The following is a 16,886-nucleotide window of genomic DNA, read 5'->3' as shown; positions in this document are numbered from 1 at the left end:
GGTAGGCTGCGGCTTCAGGTCCGGCGCGTCAGCGAGAACTGCCCGCCGTCGGTGCGCGCGCAGGCCAGGTTGTCCGGCGTCACCAGGTTGCAGTTGACGATGGTGGTGGTGTCGCGCAGCGCCGAGCGCATGGTGATCTGCACCGTCCGCCCGTCGACCATCCGATAGGTTCCGTCGGACACCGTTTCGCCGGTTGCCAGCACCATTGTCTGGAACCGTCCGCCGCCGAACCGCGTGGCGGTCAGGCCGTCGGCGCTCGTCCAGTTGCCGTCGATGGCGCCGCCGCTCAGGCTTCCGCCGGAGCTGGTGTTGCAGCCGGCGACGCCCAGGCCCGCCACGATGATGGCGGCCATGGTCCAGAAAGTTCGCGTATTGCGCATGCCGTGATCTCCTCGTCTCTCACCCGTTTTACAGAGATTCTTGAGACTTGCGGAGTGTGGCGAGAGTTTGATCGTGCCCCATGCGGAATTGGGCCATGCGTGCGCGTCCCGGCCCGGCCTGGCCCGGAACGACGCGCCACCGGCGCGTCTGTCCGGTGAATGCCCGCTATTTCGTTGCCGCGATAAGGGGGGCGACCGTGTCGACGCCGAGCGTGACGGTGCTGAGTTCGCCGAACGGCACCAGGAGGTCGAACGGAAACTTGACCGAGATCTTCATGTACGGGCTGCCGGATATCTCGGCATTGGCGACGGCGACCTGTAGATCGTCCGGCCCGTAGGTGCTCAGGTCCGAGGCGAGCAGCGACGCGATCTGCGACGAGCTCTTCTTCGGATCGATATTGAGCACGCGGACCACCTTGCTCAGGGCATGGCTCATTTCGTTGCGCGCCTGGAGGGCGCGGCCGTACTCGATGGAGGCGCCGACGACTATGATGAGCAGCGGGAACACGAAGGCGAATTCGATCGCCGACACGCCCCTGCTGTCACGCAGGAACAGCGAGGTGAGACGGCGCGCCACGGAGCGGCGTGCGCGCGAGTTGGTGCTAGCGGAGCTGGACATGGGTCTTCGATTCCAGCTTCAGGGCCGGTAGCATCAGGCCGCTATAGGCCTCGGTCGCGCTGATATTGATGAACACGGAGGGGGGCACCTCCGGCGCGCACCAGCTGTTGCAGCTCGCGGCCGCGCTTCCACAGGTGCAGGTCTTGCCGACGTCGACGGAGATCGCCTGGGAGCCGTTGGCCGACGCCAGCACGACGCCCTTGATCGCGTTGAGATCGGAGACGTTCGACATTGCCGCCTGGACACCGGCGCGGACGTTGCGGTCGAGCTCCATGCGGGCTTCGACGGCACGCCCGATATCGGCCATCAGCACGACGCCGATGATCAGCGGAGGGGCGAACAACCCCATTTCGACGGCCGCGACACCGCTTTCGCCTTTCAGGAAGGAAACCAGCTTGCGGAAGATGGACATTGGGTTGGCTCCGGAACGCTGCCGCTACTCGACCAGGATGACGAGCTGTTCTTTTTGAATTTGCCGGATCGGCTTGCCGACACAGTTGGTGCCGAGTCCAGCCGTGCCGATCACGGTGATGGTGGAGGCGACGATCTGGCTGCAGCCACCGCTGCTCATGCTGTTCCCGGCCCATTGAAGGTGGGCATTGGGCGCATAGAAGGCGCCATCGAAGAACGACGACGAGTCGCCGTTGATCAAGTGATCCGAATTGGGATCGTCGGGATCGACGAACAGCAGGATGCCTTCGTAGGGGCCGCTCGTCGCGGCGGTGAGCTCGATATGCGCGCCGCCGGCGAAACCGACGGTCGCGCCACCGGTCAGGTAGAACATCACGCCGGATCCCTGGACATTGGCCGTGGAGTTGATCTTCAGCTCACCGCCATTGACCACGTAGACGCCCGGATCGAGCTTGACGTTGCGGCGCATGTACAGCCCGCCGCAATAGGTCGCTGGCCCGATCGTGTGGTTTGTCCCGGGGGAACCGCCGAAATCGTTCTGTGGCGCGCAGCTGCTGTCGACCGGCGGCTTGGGGGTGTCCTTATAGGGATCTTCCACGGTGTCGGCGTTCTCGACGGCCGAGGTGCACTCGGTCATGTTGAGACCCGAGGACGCTGCCACATTCCCGACTGCGGTGACGCACGGGGTCTCGACCCTCGCGGTGCCGCTGACTCGCACGGCATCATTCGCCAGCGAATTGGCGTGCACGTTGCAGCCGCTGAGGACCGCATCCGCGGTTCCGTTGAAGTCGACCGCGGCGGACGCCGTCTTGCTGAGCGCAAGCAGGCAGGTCGGCTCGGTCGGCGTCACGCGGGCCACCGCCCGGCCGGACAGGGGCACGTCGCCGCTCAGGAAGAGCGAGGACAGGAGGCGCGGCACGTTTTCCTGGATGACGACCTCGACGGCATTGCCGTCGCCGGCAAAGCCGCCCGCGGTCGGCGGGTTCTTGGTCGCGAGCGTGCCGATGGTCGCGTCATAGCCCGTCTCCGCGGCGGCTGCCATGGCGGCGGAGTCGATGATCGGCTTCGTCATACCGTTGCGCAGCTCCACCGCGCCGGCATAGGCGGCGACGTCGGCGGAGTTCTGGATCTTGCGCTGGTTGAAGTACCAGTAGCCGGCTTCGGCGCCCAATCCAATCCCGCCGATCACGACAGGCATCAGCACGGCCACCAGGATCGCCACGGAACCGGACTGGTCGCCCGGGAACTTCTTGCACGCCAGACTCATCGCTGCTCTCCCCAGCAAGGGAACTTTGTGTGCGTTAAGGATCGGGGAGACATCTAAAAAGCGAGTGAAGTCGACTAATAAAATTTTCTATATTTTTCGTCCTAATTTGGGATGTGTTGTCCGGGTCCCGCATATTATTGAAATATATTGGATATTTCGGACCGGATGCATGATCGAGAGCTGCCGGCTTCATACGGAGTCACGTCTCGGAAACGATCATTTCGGGACTGCCCTTAGGTTAATGGCGGGCGTTCCCTAGCGTGACTGTGTATCATTCCCTAGCGGAAGAACATGCTGTTTGACGTCGCCGCGCGCGGACGTGATCTCGATCCGGAGCGCTCTCCGCGATCCGGCGCCGCCATCCCCCGGTCTGCCACTGATCCAAACGTGAGCGGTCGTCACTCGCCTTCCCGCTCCGTTTCCCCGATAGTGCCGCGTCGGGAGAGGTGTCATGCGAATCGGGGTTCGGCTGGCGCTGACGGCCTTCGTGCTGGTCTCGATCGCGGTCACCGCCGCGATCGTGCACCTGTTGTGGTGGCGCACGGCGCGGGACAATTCGCGCGAGCTGGCAGCCACCATCAACGCCCAGATCGTCCAGGCCGTCGAGGCCGAGATCCAGGATGTCGCCACCCAGGGCCGCTCCGCCTACTGGGCGATCCGGACCCTGTTCCAGAACAACGTGCTGGAGACGCGCGAGGCCGACAAGCGCGAGTTCGTGTTCCTGGCGCAACTGCAGGCGCAGCCGTCGGTCTCGTGGATCGCGCTCGGCTGGCCGGATGGCGATTTCTTCGCCGCCCACAAGCTTGGCGACGAGAAGCTGGAGATGATGGAGATCGATATCGTCGACGGCGCGCGCACCCGCCGCGTCGACCGCTATCAGGTTTTTCCCAACGATATCGAGTTCCGCGAGCGCTTCTTCGAGCCCTCCGACTTCCTCTCGACCGATCAGCCGTGGTTTTCCACCACGATCGACCGCGAGGGGCCGCACTGGGTCGACGTCGTCGACCATCCCACCGGTCCGCGCCCCGCGCTCGTCTTCGCCGGTCCCGTCGTCGTCTATTCCAGGACCGTGGCCGTGCTGGCCGTCATGATCGAGCATGATCGCCTGTCGCGCTTCCTGTCGGGCCTCACGGTCGGCAGGAGCGGGGCCGCCTTCATCCTGGCGCCGGACGGGCGGGCGATCGCCGTGCCCGATCCGGAGGCCGACGAGCTGATGGGGACGCGGTTCGACATCCGGCCGCGGATGCTCGCCGTCGCCGAACACGCCATCCACGAGGCCATGGCGCCCGACGCCACCCGCATGAAGGCGGCGCGCGAGATGCGCATCGCCGGCGCCGACGGCGAGGCCTACGGGGTGACGCTGACGCCGCTCGCCTATGCCGGCTGGACGCTGGCGACCGTGATCCCGGAATCCGAGTTCCTCGGCGAGATCGACCGTACCACGCAGCGCCTTGCCGTCGGCGTGCTGGCGCTGGTGATCGTCGCCGCCCTTCTGTCGGCGTGGCTCGGCCGGCGCCTGCTGGCCAAGCCGCTCGGCACCGTCGCCGGCGAGCTCGACCATATCGAGCGCTTCGACCTGGAGGCCGTCCGCTACCATCCCTCGCGGCTGACGGAACTGGACGAGCTCAGCGGCACGATCTCGCGCATGGCCGGCGGGCTCGCCGCCTTCCGCAAGTATCTGCCCGCCGACCTGGTGCGCATCCTCGTCTCCGAGGGCATCGAGGCCCGGCCTGGCGGCGACCGCCGCGAGCTCACCGTCCTGTTCGCCGACGTCGCCGGCTTCACCGGCCTGTCGGAGCGCATGGGCGAGGACGTGGTGCCGCTGCTCGGCCGCTATCTCGACCTGATGTCGAACACGGTGCAGGCGGAATCCGGCACCGTCGACAAGTTCATCGGCGATGCGGTGATGGCCTTCTGGGGCGCGCCGCACGAGATCCCCGGCCACGCCGCCGCCGCCTGCCGCGCTGCGGTGCAGGCCGTGCGGGCGATCGACGAGGCGGGGCTGACCGACGACCGCGGCGCGCCGATCCGCATCCGCGTCGGCATCAATTCCGGGCCCGTGCTGGTCGGCAACATCGGCTCGCGCACCCGCCTCAACTACACCGTCATCGGCGACGCGGTGAACGTGGCGAGCCGGCTCGAGGGCGCCAACAAGGCCTATGGCTCGTCGATCATCATCGGCGAGCGTACGCGGGAGCTGGCAGGCGATGCGATCCTGGCGCGCAGGCTCGACAAGGTCGCCGTCTACGGCCGCGCCGGTGGCACCGCGATCTACGAGCTGATCGGCCTTGCCGGGGAGGCGCCGCCGCCCTGGATCGCGCCCTACGAGGAGGGGCTGGCCAGCTATGCCTGGGGCGATTTCTCCACCGCCATCACCCATTTCGGCCAGGCCGACCGGCTGCGCCCGGGCGGCGACGCGCCGTCGCGGATGCTGATCGCGCGCTGCCGCGGCTTCCTCGCCGATCCGCCGCCCGCCAACTGGGACGGCACCACGGCGCTGCTGTCGAAGTAGGACCGCCCCCTGGACTTGCAGGACCGGTCCTATGAGACAAGGAAGGGCCGCACCATGACGGCGAGGCCGGCGAGCGTCAGCGCCGCGCCGGTGCCCGCGGTCAGCCAGCGCCGCCCGCCGGCGAACTTCTCCACGCCCACATAAACGGCGATGCCGGCGATCCAGATCAGGTTCATGATGCCGCCGACGAACAACAGCGCCATCAGGAACCAGCAGCAGCCGAGGCAGTAGCCGCCGTGCTCCAGCCCCATGCGGAAGGCGCCGCCGGGGCCGGGCCGCCAGTGCTCGGCGATGAACATCAGCGGGTTGCGGCAGTGTCTCAGGCAGGCCTGTTTCAGGGGCGTGAGCTGGTAGAGCCCGGCGGCGACCAGCAGCAGGCCGGCGATGAGCGGGCTTGCGATCTCCATCATGCCGGTGACGACGCCGATGCTCTCCAGCGCCCATTGCAGGCCGGTCGCGATCAGGCTGAACCCGGCCCACATCGCCAGATAGCCGGCGACGAACAGGGCGGAAGCGACAAGCGGCCGCCCGCCTGAAACCTTGGCGCCTGAAACCTTGGCGCCCGATGCCTGCCCGCCGGGGGCCTGCCCACTGGTGGCCTGCCTGCGCGCGATCGCGGTGTAAAGCAGCACCGTCGGCGCCGCGCTCGGCACCATCATGGCGACCATCATCACCCACCACATCAGGAAAACCAGCGCCGCATAGCCGGCCGACCACGCCGCTGGCTGCATCGCCATGCCGGGCATCGCGATCGCCATCTTCGTCATGGTCAGCGCCGACATGCCCATGCCGATGCCGGCGACGGTGTAGGCGGCGGCAAGCGCAACCACCAGCGACAGGCCGGCGATCACCACCAGCCGGTCGCGTTTGAGGACGGATTCAAGCGCCATCGTCGCCGTCATCGCGCCGCTCCGGCTGCTTGCGGGCCCCACGATCGTTGGGATCCCTCTCGTGGGACCGGCGGCCTGGGGACCCTCAAGTGCGAAGGCCCCGAACCGGCGGCCGTCACGCCGCCCAGGCGAACGGCGCGAAGTGGCCGTTGCGGGGGGTGGCCCCGCTGGCGTCCCACGTGATGCCGAAGGCGTCGAAATGGCTGCGCGTCGCCTTGGCCAGCGCCAGCTTGGAGTTGGCCGGATGGGCGGTGTTGTCGAGGTAGATCGGCGCACCGTCCTCCGCCAGGCTCGGGATGCCGACGATCGCCTGGTCGATCAGGTCGCCGGCTTTCACCGCGCGCGTCATGCCGTCCATCTCGAAGACGATCGGCCGCCGGTCCACGCCGGCGAACTCGCCGACCAGCGGCGCCAGCACGGCCATCGGCCCGCCGGCCGCGCCCGAGGCGATCTGGCCGATCGCCTCCACCTGCTGGTCGGTGGCCTTTTCGTCGACGATCAGGCCGACCTTCATGTTGCCCTCGGCCATGGCGCCGGGGGAGTGGAGCAGGACGATGAACGAGACGCCGTCCAGCGGCACGTCGCCCATGTGGCCCTTGTCGATTCGCATGGCGAAGGCCGCCTTGCATTCGCCTTCGCTCGGCACGGCCTCCATGTTGGTGCCGATGCAGGGGCAGATGAACGCGCAGTTGCACGTTTCCATGTACTCCCCTTCGATTTTCCAGGCCGCCATATCTCCCTCCTTCTGTTTAATTAGCCGGATTATAGGCCGGCTTCCCCCGCCATGCCAGCGCTCCCGTGCCAGTCTCGCCGAGCGCTTGCCACGCGAAGAGCCCGGCCGCCGATGCCCGGATGCTGCGGCCCGAGATCGCCGGGTTACGCCCGGCGATGACGTGGAGGGTGGCAGGGCGGTGACAGGAGGCCGGATGGGCGGGGCAGGCGGGAGTGGGGCGAAAGACACGTGAGCGGCGTCGTCTCTTCCCCCGCCATGCAGGCGTTGTTCCTCTTGACGTCATGCCCGGGCTTGACCCGGGCATCTCGTGCCGTACCCCCCGGTCTATGTCTGGATTTCCTCCCAAAGGTCCGGCCAGTCCGGATTGACGCTTTCGATCAACGCCACCTTCCAATGCCGCGACCAGCGTTTGAGGTTCTTCTCGCGTTGAATGGCGTGGGCGATGGTCGGATGCGGTTCGGCCAGGACGAGACGTTTCAACTGGTAGCGTTTGGTGAACCCGGGCACGAGACTGTTTCGATGCTCGACGGTGCGGGGGAGGATATCGTTGGTGACGCCGACATAGAGCACGCCGCGCGGTTTGTTGGTGAGGATGTAGACTCAGCCGCCCATGCCCGGATGGTGCGGCCCGAGATCGCCGGGTCAAGCCCGGCGATGACGTGGAGGGGGAAAGCGCGCCTCTTTTTCCACGCCGTGCCCCCCGACTTACCGCATGCCCGGGCTTCGCTTCTGCCACGTCATGCCCTGGATTTTCTTTTCTACGTCATGCCCGGGCGTGACCCGGGCATCTCGTGCTGACCGGTACGGCGGTGGCGCGCGGGGAGATTTCCGGGTCAAGCCCGGCGATGACGCGGAGTGGGCATGGCCGTGAAAGACGGAGGCAGGGGGTACGGCCTTTCGGCCCGTCACGGACTGGTGCCCCGGACCTGATCCGGGGTCCATACGGCGGTGCCGCCTATGCCCGCAGGCTAAAGCCGGCCGGCCCGCCTCACTCGGCGGGCTTGTTGACGGTCGGCAGTTCGATCTTCACGTCGATATCGGCGTCCCCGCCGCCGAAGTAACCTTCCGTGTAGAGCCAAAGGCCGCCGACCAGGGCCACGATCAGGGCGCCGACCAGGAACCATCCCGCGCCGCTCGAGCCCTCGGTCACGACGGTCGTGTGCTGAGGGGCGGTCTTGTCGGCGTCCGACTGGGTATCGGCCATGGGGCTCTCCTTCGCGTATTGACGGTGCGTGTTGACGTTTCAGCGGCGCGGGCAGAGCCGCGCGTTGCGTCGTCAACGGGGACGGACGGAGATGGTTCCGGAGACGGTTGACGTCGCCGGGGCCGGGTGCGCTGGGCGATGGTTGAATGCGTGGATTGGGGCGGAGCCGTCCTACCTCACGTCATGCCCGGGCCTGACCCGGGCATCTCGTGCGATCCGGCACGGCGGTGGCGCTTGGGGGAGCGTGCCGCGTCGAGCCGGCGATGACGCAGGGGTTAAGGCCGTGAAAGACGCGGAACGGGCAGGGCGCACGGTCTTGCCGACCGTCACGGACTCGTGCCCCGGACTTGATCCGGGGCCCACGCGGCGGTGCCGCGTAAACGGCGCTTCGTTTCCGCCACACTGGTCTCGCCGAGCGCTTGTTATGCGAAGAGCCGAGCCGCCCATGCCCGGATAGTGCGGCCTGAGATCGCCGGGTCAAGCCCGGCGATGACGTAGGGATATTAGGGTTGGTGCCCGGGCGTGACCCTGGGATCCAGTGCCGTCCGGCGCCCCTCACTCCTTCTTCAACAAATCCTGCAGCAGCTGCTTGGCCGCCTCTTCCGGGTCCATCTCCTCGGTCTGGTCGGCCTGATCCGCGTTCTTCTTCTTTCTCCGCGTCTTGGCGTCGCCGTCGGTCTCTTTGGCGGGCTCGTCGGCGGTCTCTTTCGCGGCCGCGTCGGTCTTGGCCTTCTTGCCGCCCTTCTTTTCCTGGGCCTTAGGCCCGGGCTCGGGCCCGGCCTTCGGCGCGTCCTTGGCCTTGGGGCCGTCCTTGGCTTTGGGCTGCTGCTGCTTGCCCTCGGCCTTGCCCTTGGGCTGGGCCTGCGGCTTAGCCGCCGGCTTTGCCGCCGGTTGTCCGCCGGTGGCCTGGCCGCCCGAGCCGCCGCCTAGAAGCTGCTCCAGCCCCTTGAGCGCGCCGCCCTTCAGCGCGTCCTCGTCGATCTTGCCGTCCTTGAGGATGTCGCCGATGTCGACGCCGGTCTCTTCCTTGATCTTGTCGGCGACGCCGCCGAGGGCGTCGTCCTTACCGCCCAATGCCCCGCCGCCCAGCGCCCCCGCGCCGGGCAGGTTGAACAGCCCGCCGCCGAGCTTCTGCAGCTGCTGGTAGGCGGCCTGCGGGTTCTGCAGGATGCCGGCGATGTCGGGATAGATCTTCGGGCTCGCCCACGGGCCGGCGACGACGACCGGCACGCCGAGGCCCTCCAGGTCGGCCTGGCCGCCCTGGCCCTCGAGGCTGGCCACCACCTTCGGATCGACCTTGAGGTCGAGCGTCTGGGCCGGCATGTCGACGGTGCCGGCGCCGCTCACGCGCACCAGCGGGCCGTAAAGATGCAGGTCGTCGGTCCTGGCCTTGCCGTCGGCGACCGCGAAGCTCGCGCCCAGCGAGGCGAAGTCGGTCTTCTCGGCCTCGCCCGAGCCCCAGCCCGACAGGACGCCGGAGGTGAGGTTGCGCGCCATCTTGGCGACATTGATGCCACGGACCGCGCCGTTCTTGAACTCGAAGCTCGCGGTGCCGTTCAGCGCGGAGACGATTTCGCGTTGGCTCTGGCCGCGCGCGGTCAGGTCGACGGCGATCGCCGCGGTGCCCTCGATGCGCGAGAAGCCGGCGGCATCACGCAGGAAGGGGAAGGCATCGAGGCCGGACAGCGAGAATTTGAAGCCCTGCGTCGGCGTCTGGCCGGACGCGTCGACCTGCAGCGTGCCGGTGCCCGCGCCCTTGTAGAGCTTCAGGTTGGAGAGCTGCGCGTCGAGCTTGCCGCCGGAGATCTTCGCCGAGATCGCCACCGGACCGGTCCTGATCCGCTTGTAGACCAGCCGCTTCACCGAAAGCGCGAGGTCGGCGTCGAGCGCGTTCAGCGCCGAGAAGTCGATGCGATCGGTGCTCCATCCCGCCGGGCCGCCCGCGGCCGGTTGCCCCGCCGGCTCGCGACCGGCCTCGCCCAGATACGGATTGACGTTCAGCGTCTCCAGATCGAGCTTGGCGGTCACCGACGGCTTCGCCCCGAGCGTCACCTTGCCCGAACCGGTGCCTTCCGTGTCGTCGAGGCGGATCCGCGTGTCCTCGAAGGCGATGGCGGTCTCGGAAACGGCCAGCCGGCCGTCGACGGAGAACGCCTCGAAGCCGGATTGCCAGGCCGGCTTCTGGCCGAGCCAGCGCATCAACCCGGTGAGCGAGGCGGTTTCCAGCGACACCCGGCCGTCGGCGGCGCCGGCCGCCGAGACCTTGCCGTTGAAGCCCGCCGAGACGCGCTGGGAGCGCGCCTGCGCCTGCACGCCGGAGGACTGGCCGGCGAGGATGCCGCGCACGTCGGCGGTGGCCGACAGGTCGAAGCGCTCGCCGTTCCATGCCGCCGAGCCGGCGACGCTGACCGGCTTGATCAGGTCCTCGAACTTGGCCGTCGCGTTGATGTCGGTGATCCGCTCGGTGCCCTGCTTGCCGGTCGCGCCGGACAGGGCGGCGACGGTCGCCGAGCCGTTCTGCAGCGACAGCGAGCCGGACGCGTTGATGCGCGCCTTCAGCTCCGCCGGCGTGCGCCCGGCGGTGGCGAAGACGATGTCGGCGCCCGCCGTGCCCGAGACCGGCACCGCGCTCTCGCCGGCGAGCCGGCTCGCTTCGCCCAGATCCACGCCGGTGATGCGCAGCTTGCCGCTGACATAGGGGCTCTCGCGCGTCGCATCGAGCGCCAGCGAGGCCATGCCCGAGGCGCTGCCCACCCCGATCAGGTCGGCGACCAGGTTGGCCTTGCCCTCGCCGACATGCAGGTTGGCGACCAGCGGCGTGATGGCGATGCCCGACACCACCACCTTGGAGACGGACACGTCGACGTCCGCGACCGTGGTCTCGAGCGCGGAGAAGTCGATCGGCTGGTCGGAGGTGTCGGGGGAGGGGGCCGCCGCCTGTCCCTCGCTCGCCCCGCCCGTGGCCAGCAGCGAGTCCAGGTCCAGGACCTCGCCGTTCAGCGACGCCCGGATGCGCGTGACCGGCTGGCTCATGTCGACCCGAATTTCGCCGCCGAAGGCGCTGTCGCCGGCACGCGCCTCGAACGGTTCCAGCGCGAAGGCGTCGCCGGTGTAGAGGGCCCGACCCGAAACCGACAGATCCGACGCCAGAGCCGACGGATAGCCGACCGAAATGGCGACCGGGGCGACCTCACCCTGCAGGAATGGCCCGAACCGGCCGATCTCGCCGGCGAGCGAGATCGGGTTGCCGTCGAAAACCGCTTTCAGATCAAGGGTCAGGGGCGCGTCGAAGTCGGCCAGCGAGGCCGTCAGGTCGAGCGCGGAGACCTGCCTGCCATCGGCCAGCTGCACCGTACCGTCCTCGATGCTCAGCCGGTCGAGCGACAGGCTTTTCAGCGCCTCGGCGGGAGAGTCCGACCCGCCGGAAGTGTCTGATCCTGCAGTGCTTTCCCGTGACTCCGCCTGCGGCACGGTGATCACCGGACCAACCAGCGCGATCTCGGTCATCCGCACCCTGCCGGACAGCAGCGACGACAGGGCGAGCCCGAAGCGCAGCTCGTCGGCGACCGCAACATCTTGATATTGCTCGCCGATCCGCTGCGAAACGGAAACCTCGCCCGCCACCAGGTCGAGCGAGGGGAACACCGAGATGTCAAGGTCGCCGGCCACGCGGATGCGGTATCCCGTCGCCGATTCCACCTGATCGAACAAGGTGTTACGGACGTTCTCGGCCGATATGAACAGCGGCGCGATCAGGATCGCGACGACGCCGATAATGATGAGAGCGGCAATTCCCCACAGCGCGCGTCGCAACGAACACCTCCAATACGCCAACGATTCGAATTGGTTAATGAAACTAGACCAGAATCCTAAAAAAAGATGACCGCGTGAGGGCAAGCCGCAACTCGGCGCCGGACCTGGTCGTGCCGGTCCTGTCCGTGTCCGTCATTCGTCTGCATTGTCCGGCGCGTATGCATCCTGTATACAAGGACAAAAGGCGAGGATTTCTGGGAGGAATCCGGTGCTTGCGCGTATCCGCCTGACACGGGCGCGCCGATGACGGCGATGCCCGACAAGGAGGTCGACCGCTCGCTGTCGCAGACGGTGAAGGCGCAGCTTGCCCTCCGCGACCTGATCCTGTCCGGCGAGCTCGAGCCCGGCGAGCGCATCTCCGAGCTCTCCATGGTCGACCGGCTGGGCGTCTCGCGCACGCCGGTCCGCATGGCGCTCGTCAGGCTCGAGGAGGAGGGGCTCCTGGAAGCCATCCCGTCCGGCGGGTTCTCCGTTAAGTCCTTCACCGAACGGGATGTTTTCGAGGCCATAGAGATCCGCGGGACGCTCGAGGGGCTTGCCGCCCGCCTCGCCGCCGAACGCGGCCCCTCGGCCAGCGATCTCGTCTCGGTCCGCGATTGTCTCGGCGAACTGGACGCGGTGGTCGAGCGCCATCTGGCCGGCGGCGGCCGCTTCGCCGACTACATCGCCCTCAATGCCCGCTTCCACCGGATGCTGACCGATCTCGCCGGCAGTCATGTCGTCGAGCGCCAGATCGAACGCGTCGTGACCCTGCCGTTCGCCTCGCCGAGCGCCTTCGTGCTGATCCAGGAAGACGTGCCCGAGGCGCGCACCGTGCTGACCGTCGCCCAGGACCATCACCGCTGCGTCGTCGACGCGATCGAAGCGCGCGAAGGCGCGCGCGCAGAGGCGATCATGCGCGAGCACGCCCGCCTGGCCAGCCGCAACCTGCGCTATGCGCTCCGGAACCGGGAGGCCTTCGACCGCATCCCGGGCGCGGCACTACTGCGCCGCCGCGGACGGACCTGACATCCAGCCGGACAGACAAGCCAGCCAACAGATAAGAAATCACCCAAGGAGGAAGCCCCATGCAGAGAACCATCCCGCCCTTCCGCGCCGATCATGTCGGCTCGATCCTGCGCACCGCGCCGTTGAAGGAGGCCCGCGCCAGGCACGAGGCCGGCGAGATTTCCGACGCCAACCTGAAAGCCGTAGAGGACTCGGAAATCCGGAAGATCATCACCAAGCAGGAAGAGGTCGGCCTGCTGCTCGCCACCGACGGCGAGTTCCGCCGTTCCTGGTGGCACTTCGATTTCCTCGCGATGCTGGACGGTGTCGAACTGGTGGCCGGCGAGAAGTCGATCCAGTTCCACGGCATCCAGACCAAGGCGCGCAGCCTGAACATCACCGGCAAGGTCGACTACGCGACCCATCCGATGATCGAGCACTTCACGTTCCTGAAGGAAAATACCAGGGTCACGCCGAAGATGACGATCCCGTCGCCGTCGGTGCTGCATTTCCGCATGGGACGCAACGCGATTTCGAAGGACATCTACCCGGATCTCGATGCCTTCTTCGCCGATACGGCGGCCGCATATCGCAAGGCGGTCGCGGATTTCGCCGCCGCTGGCTGCCGCTACCTGCAGCTAGACGACACGGTCTGGGCCTACCTGTGTTCGGAAGAGCAGCGCGAGCAGGCCCGCCAGCGTGGCGACGACCCCGACGCGCTGCCGAAGATCTACGCCGAGATGATCAACTACGCGATCGCGGAACGTCCTTCGGACATGATGATCACCATGCATGTCTGCCGCGGCAACTTCCGTTCGAGCTGGATCTCCGAGGGCGGCTACGAGCCGGTCGCCGAAGTGATGTTCAACGACGTCGCCATCGACGGCTATTTCCTGGAATACGATACCGACCGTGCCGGCGGCTTCGAACCGCTGCGGTTCGTGCCGAAGGGCGACAAGCAGATCGTGCTCGGCCTGATCACCTCGAAGAGCGGCACGCTGGAGAAACCGGAGGATGTGAAGCGCCGCATCGAGGAGGCGACCCAGTTTGTCGACCTCGAGCAGTGCTGCCTGTCGCCGCAGTGCGGCTTCGCCTCGACGGAGGAGGGCAACGTTCTCACCGAAGACCAGCAGTGGGCCAAGCTCCGGGAGATTGTCGAGATTTCCAGGGAAGTCTGGGGGTAGGACGCGGCGTCGGTCTTTCCAGGCCGGCAAACTCGGGTCCAACCCTTCCAGGCCGGGCTACCCGCTAACCCGCGGTGGGGGGCTTCAGGCGGCCGTATTTCGCCATCACCGCCTTCAGTGCCTCGGTGTCGATGCCGGGGCAGACCTTGCCCTTCGGCTTCACGGTGCCAACGTCCTCGCCCTGGACGATGGCGTTGATGACGCTTTCGTCCACGGCCTCGACGGCGGCCTGGTAGAGCGGGTCGAGCACGTCCCAGTTGAGGCTGCGACGCGTGATCACCGGTCCGGCATATACGGAATCAACCATGTCGTCGGCGACGGAGAAGGCGAGGAAGATGTCGCCGGAACTGTTGCCGCCGGCAGTTCCCGACCGGCCGATGCCGAGCGCGGCGCGCTTGGCGAGATTGCGCAGGAGAGCGTCGGAGAGCGGCGCATCCGTCGCCAGGATGACGATAATGGACCCCGTTTCGGTCTCGCGCATCCGTCTTTCGGGCATTTCCTCGCCGACGGGCACGCCCAGCACCGTGAACCACGGCCGGATCCCGAAATTGGCCTGAACGAGCGCGGCGACCGTGTAGGTCTCCCCGCCAATGTCGATACGACGCGACGACGTGCCGGTCCCGGCCTTGAATTCGTAGGCGATCATGCCGTTGCCGCCGCCGACCGAGCCTTCCGCGACGACGCCGGACGTGGCGCCGTCTAGTGCGGCGATCGCGTGTTCGGGCTTTACGTGAAGGGCGTTTATGTCGTTCAGGGTGCCGTCGTAGGTCTCCGCCACGATCGGCATCGCCCAGGCGTCGTCCTCGCGGAAATGCGCTTCGTAGGTGCGGATCATCCACTCAACGGCGCCGTGATGGCAGGCGCCGATGCCATGGGTGTTGGTGATCAGGACGGGGCCGAGGAAATAGCCGGCGTCGTTCACCCAATGCACGCCCGTCATCTCGCCGTTGCCGTTGAACGCGTGGAACCCCGCCCATACCGGGCGGGGCCTGTCCTTGTCCGGGCGCGGAATGACGGCGGTGACGCCGGTGCGCATGCGTTTAGCCGGGTCGGTAAGCGTGGTGAACCCGACGCGGACGCCGGGCACGTCGGTGATGGCATTGAAGGGGCCCGGTGTGCCCGGAAAGGGCAGGCCGAGGTCGCGGGCGCGGGGCTTCGACATGGTGGTCTCGTGTGGAGGGTGGGGCCGGCGTCCGCCGAACCGTCAGACCCGTGACTTGCGATAGGAGTCCTTCAGCGCGATCAGCGGCCCGTCGAAGATGAACAGGTCGCAGCCGTCGACCTCGACGCGCTTGCCGTCCGGCGCCGTGCCGATGAAGCGCCACTGCGAGAGGCCACGATCGCCGAAGACGCTATGGCGTCCATTGGTCCATTGCGCGTCGGGAAAGCCCGCGAAGATGGCGGCATAGCCTTTCCGCACGGCTTCGCGGCCCTCGAAGACCGCGCCGTCCGCGTCCGGTCCGCCCGAGGCGTGAAACGCGCAGTCCTGTGCCATGCAGGCCATCAGGCCGTCGACGTCGTGTGCGTTCCAGGCCGCGATGAACCGGTCCAGCGTCTCGAGCCGTTCCCGGTGACGCGCCGTGTCGCCCGTGGTGTCGTCTCGCGCCATCCCGATCACCCCGTGATCTCGACTTCGAGGAAGCGCATCTCGCCCGGCCCGTCATTGACCACGTTGTGCTCGACACCGACCTTGCGCGCATAGGGAATGCCCTCGGTCAGTTCGGCCGTCGCGGCGTTCCCGTCCGGCATCTCGATCAGCAGGCGCCCGCTCACCAGCGGCACCACCACATAGTCGTGTTCGTGCCGGTGCCATCCCGTTTCGGCGCCGGGCTCGAAGGCCCATTCGGTGGCCTTCACGCGGCCGTCGTCGATGCGCACGGTCGGCGTCGCCTTGGGTCTCTCGATCATGTCGTCTTCCTCGATCGTCGCTTGCGGGCAGGGGCTAGTGGGTCAGGCCCGGTCCGCCACCATTGAATGTCAGGCACATGAAATCATGGAACGCGCGGGCCGCCGGTGACAACTCCGCATCACGTTTCCACGCAAGTCCCAAGTCCATGGAGGGGACGAGGTCATAGACATTGCGCGTTTCGATGCGCTGACCCTCCAGGGACCAGGGCCGGTAGACCATGTCCGAGAGGATTGTGATGCCGGTGCCGTTGGCGACCATCGAGCGCACGGCTTCGACCGAGGACGTGCGGAAAATCGTTCTGGGACGAAATGGCGTCTTCTCCCAATAGCGTTCGGCGGTCTGTTGGGCCTCGTCGACGGTCAGCATGACGTAGGGCTCCTGGGCCACGTGCTCCAGCCGGATCTCCGGCATGCCCGCCATAGGATGGTCGATCGGCAGCCACAGCCGCCGCCGCGAGCGGATCAACGTCTCGTGGTCGAGCGCCATCCGGTTCTCCAGGTTCGAGGTAAGGAGGACCGCGATATCGAGCCGGCCATCCATCAGCTCCTCCTCGATCGCCTCCCGCGGCGCCTCGCGCAGCTCGATGGTCGCCGCGGGATAGCTGCGCGAAAACCGCGCCTGGTGCTGCGGCATGAAGTAGCCGGCCACCGTATAGGTCACGCCTATGCGGATGGGACCCTGCGCCTTGGTGGTCGAAACGCTGGGGACGCGCAGCGCCTCGTCGACGGACGCGATGATGTTGCGGGCGTGCTGCAGGAACCGGCTGCCCTCGAAGGTCAGCGTAACGCCGTTGGGATGGCGGTCGAACAGGCGTGTGCCGAGGCGCAGCTCGAGTTGCTTGATCGCACCGGTTACCGCGGATTGCGAGACATTCAGCTCGACGGCGGCGCGTGAAACCTGGCCGGTCTCCGCAGCGCCGACGAAGTAGCGCAATTGGCGCAAGGATAGCGTCATCCAGTAGCCCCCGGATCATCTCC

The 16,886-nt window shown here is 67.3% G+C and carries 16 protein-coding genes; 3 read left to right on the top strand and 13 right to left on the bottom strand.

Annotated elements, in window-relative coordinates; genetic code table 11:
• Positions 1-14 precede the first annotated feature (14 nt).
• The 4 genes from MUB46_RS05665 to MUB46_RS05650 form a co-directional block, all read right to left on the bottom strand.
• Positions 15-380 carry an Omp10 family outer membrane lipoprotein gene (locus tag MUB46_RS05665; protein WP_261614904.1) on the bottom strand — a complete coding sequence of 122 codons (366 nt, stop codon included), beginning with the start codon at positions 378-380 and terminating at the stop codon, positions 15-17.
• Between the two features lie 166 nt (positions 381-546).
• Entirely contained in the window at positions 547-999 is a 453-nt protein-coding gene (locus MUB46_RS05660) for a TadE/TadG family type IV pilus assembly protein (RefSeq protein ID WP_261614903.1), read from the bottom strand.
• Positions 983-1,411 (bottom strand): TadE/TadG family type IV pilus assembly protein, encoded by a 429-nt coding sequence (locus MUB46_RS05655; protein WP_261614902.1) that lies wholly within the window; start codon positions 1,409-1,411, stop codon positions 983-985. The genes MUB46_RS05660 and MUB46_RS05655 overlap by 17 nt, the downstream gene beginning before the upstream one ends.
• Before the next feature lie 24 nt (positions 1,412-1,435).
• Entirely contained in the window at positions 1,436-2,677 is a 1,242-nt protein-coding gene (locus MUB46_RS05650; RefSeq protein ID WP_261614901.1) for a pilus assembly protein TadG-related protein, read from the bottom strand.
• Positions 2,678-3,128: 451 nt separating this feature from the next.
• On the opposite strand from MUB46_RS05650, the gene MUB46_RS05645 reads away from it, so the two are divergent.
• Positions 3,129-5,189, top strand: coding sequence for an adenylate/guanylate cyclase domain-containing protein (locus MUB46_RS05645; protein WP_261614900.1), 2,061 nt, complete (start codon positions 3,129-3,131; stop codon positions 5,187-5,189).
• Between the two features lie 29 nt (positions 5,190-5,218).
• On the opposite strand, the gene MUB46_RS05640 is transcribed toward MUB46_RS05645, so the two are convergent.
• From MUB46_RS05640 to MUB46_RS05620, 5 genes are all read right to left on the bottom strand, one after another.
• Positions 5,219-6,091, bottom strand: a complete 873-nt coding sequence (locus tag MUB46_RS05640) for a DUF2182 domain-containing protein (RefSeq protein WP_261614899.1) — start codon at positions 6,089-6,091, stop codon at positions 5,219-5,221.
• A gap of 103 nt (positions 6,092-6,194) precedes the next feature.
• Positions 6,195-6,812, bottom strand: coding sequence for a DUF1326 domain-containing protein (locus MUB46_RS05635; RefSeq protein WP_261614898.1), 618 nt, complete (start codon positions 6,810-6,812; stop codon positions 6,195-6,197).
• Between the two features lie 324 nt (positions 6,813-7,136).
• Positions 7,137-7,406 (bottom strand): GIY-YIG nuclease family protein, encoded by a 270-nt coding sequence (locus tag MUB46_RS05630; RefSeq protein WP_261615009.1) that lies wholly within the window; start codon positions 7,404-7,406, stop codon positions 7,137-7,139.
• Positions 7,407-7,800: 394 nt separating this feature from the next.
• On the bottom strand, positions 7,801-8,016 hold the full coding sequence (locus MUB46_RS05625; RefSeq protein ID WP_261614897.1) for a hypothetical protein: 216 nt from the start codon (positions 8,014-8,016) through the stop codon (positions 7,801-7,803).
• Between the two features lie 555 nt (positions 8,017-8,571).
• Positions 8,572-11,829, bottom strand: a complete 3,258-nt coding sequence (locus tag MUB46_RS05620; RefSeq protein ID WP_261614896.1) for an AsmA family protein — start codon at positions 11,827-11,829, stop codon at positions 8,572-8,574.
• Between the two features lie 252 nt (positions 11,830-12,081).
• Here MUB46_RS05620 and MUB46_RS05615 point away from each other — a divergent pair, with 252 nt between their 5' ends.
• A complete protein-coding gene (locus MUB46_RS05615; protein WP_261615008.1) occupies positions 12,082-12,837 on the top strand; it encodes a GntR family transcriptional regulator in 756 nt (251 codons plus the stop codon).
• A gap of 59 nt (positions 12,838-12,896) precedes the next feature.
• Positions 12,897-14,000 (top strand): 5-methyltetrahydropteroyltriglutamate--homocysteine S-methyltransferase, encoded by a 1,104-nt coding sequence (locus MUB46_RS05610; RefSeq protein WP_261614895.1) that lies wholly within the window; start codon positions 12,897-12,899, stop codon positions 13,998-14,000.
• Positions 14,001-14,064: 64 nt separating this feature from the next.
• Here the strand turns inward: MUB46_RS05610 and MUB46_RS05605 are convergent, their stop codons facing one another.
• From MUB46_RS05605 to MUB46_RS05590, 4 genes are read right to left on the bottom strand one after another with little or no spacing between them, the layout of a single operon-like run.
• Complete coding sequence (locus tag MUB46_RS05605; RefSeq protein ID WP_261614894.1) at positions 14,065-15,162, bottom strand: DmpA family aminopeptidase; 1,098 nt, start codon at positions 15,160-15,162, stop codon at positions 14,065-14,067.
• 42 nt (positions 15,163-15,204) lie between these two features.
• Positions 15,205-15,609, bottom strand: coding sequence for a nuclear transport factor 2 family protein (locus MUB46_RS05600; protein WP_261614893.1), 405 nt, complete (start codon positions 15,607-15,609; stop codon positions 15,205-15,207).
• A 5-nt stretch (positions 15,610-15,614) separates the two neighbouring features.
• Positions 15,615-15,908 carry a cupin domain-containing protein gene (locus tag MUB46_RS05595; protein ID WP_261614892.1) on the bottom strand — a complete coding sequence of 98 codons (294 nt, stop codon included), beginning with the start codon at positions 15,906-15,908 and terminating at the stop codon, positions 15,615-15,617.
• A 34-nt stretch (positions 15,909-15,942) separates the two neighbouring features.
• Entirely contained in the window at positions 15,943-16,863 is a 921-nt protein-coding gene (locus MUB46_RS05590) for a LysR family transcriptional regulator (protein ID WP_261614891.1), read from the bottom strand.
• Positions 16,864-16,886 lie beyond the last annotated feature (23 nt).

The sequence above is a fragment of the Microbaculum marinisediminis genome, assembly GCF_025397915.1.
Lineage (GTDB): Bacteria > Pseudomonadota > Alphaproteobacteria > Rhizobiales > Tepidamorphaceae > Microbaculum > Microbaculum marinisediminis.
The sequence above is the reverse complement of the archived record's forward strand: the minus strand, read 5'-3'. Positions and strand labels throughout refer to the sequence as shown.

Coding starts and splice junctions, on each gene's coding strand:
- MUB46_RS05660 (WP_261614903.1), bottom strand. CDS start 999: ATGTCCAGCTCCGCTAGCACCAACTCGCGCGCACGCCGCTCCGTGGCG.
- MUB46_RS05615 (WP_261615008.1), top strand. CDS start 12,082: ATGCCCGACAAGGAGGTCGACCGCTCGCTGTCGCAGACGGTGAAGGCG.
- MUB46_RS05605 (WP_261614894.1), bottom strand. CDS start 15,162: ATGTCGAAGCCCCGCGCCCGCGACCTCGGCCTGCCCTTTCCGGGCACA.
- MUB46_RS05595 (WP_261614892.1), bottom strand. CDS start 15,908: ATGATCGAGAGACCCAAGGCGACGCCGACCGTGCGCATCGACGACGGC.
- MUB46_RS05665 (WP_261614904.1), bottom strand. CDS start 380: ATGCGCAATACGCGAACTTTCTGGACCATGGCCGCCATCATCGTGGCG.
- MUB46_RS05650 (WP_261614901.1), bottom strand. CDS start 2,677: ATGAGTCTGGCGTGCAAGAAGTTCCCGGGCGACCAGTCCGGTTCCGTG.
- MUB46_RS05635 (WP_261614898.1), bottom strand. CDS start 6,812: ATGGCGGCCTGGAAAATCGAAGGGGAGTACATGGAAACGTGCAACTGC.
- MUB46_RS05590 (WP_261614891.1), bottom strand. CDS start 16,863: ATGACGCTATCCTTGCGCCAATTGCGCTACTTCGTCGGCGCTGCGGAG.
- MUB46_RS05640 (WP_261614899.1), bottom strand. CDS start 6,091: ATGACGGCGACGATGGCGCTTGAATCCGTCCTCAAACGCGACCGGCTG.
- MUB46_RS05655 (WP_261614902.1), bottom strand. CDS start 1,411: ATGTCCATCTTCCGCAAGCTGGTTTCCTTCCTGAAAGGCGAAAGCGGT.
- MUB46_RS05645 (WP_261614900.1), top strand. CDS start 3,129: ATGCGAATCGGGGTTCGGCTGGCGCTGACGGCCTTCGTGCTGGTCTCG.
- MUB46_RS05610 (WP_261614895.1), top strand. CDS start 12,897: ATGCAGAGAACCATCCCGCCCTTCCGCGCCGATCATGTCGGCTCGATC.
- MUB46_RS05600 (WP_261614893.1), bottom strand. CDS start 15,609: ATGGCGCGAGACGACACCACGGGCGACACGGCGCGTCACCGGGAACGG.
- MUB46_RS05625 (WP_261614897.1), bottom strand. CDS start 8,016: ATGGCCGATACCCAGTCGGACGCCGACAAGACCGCCCCTCAGCACACG.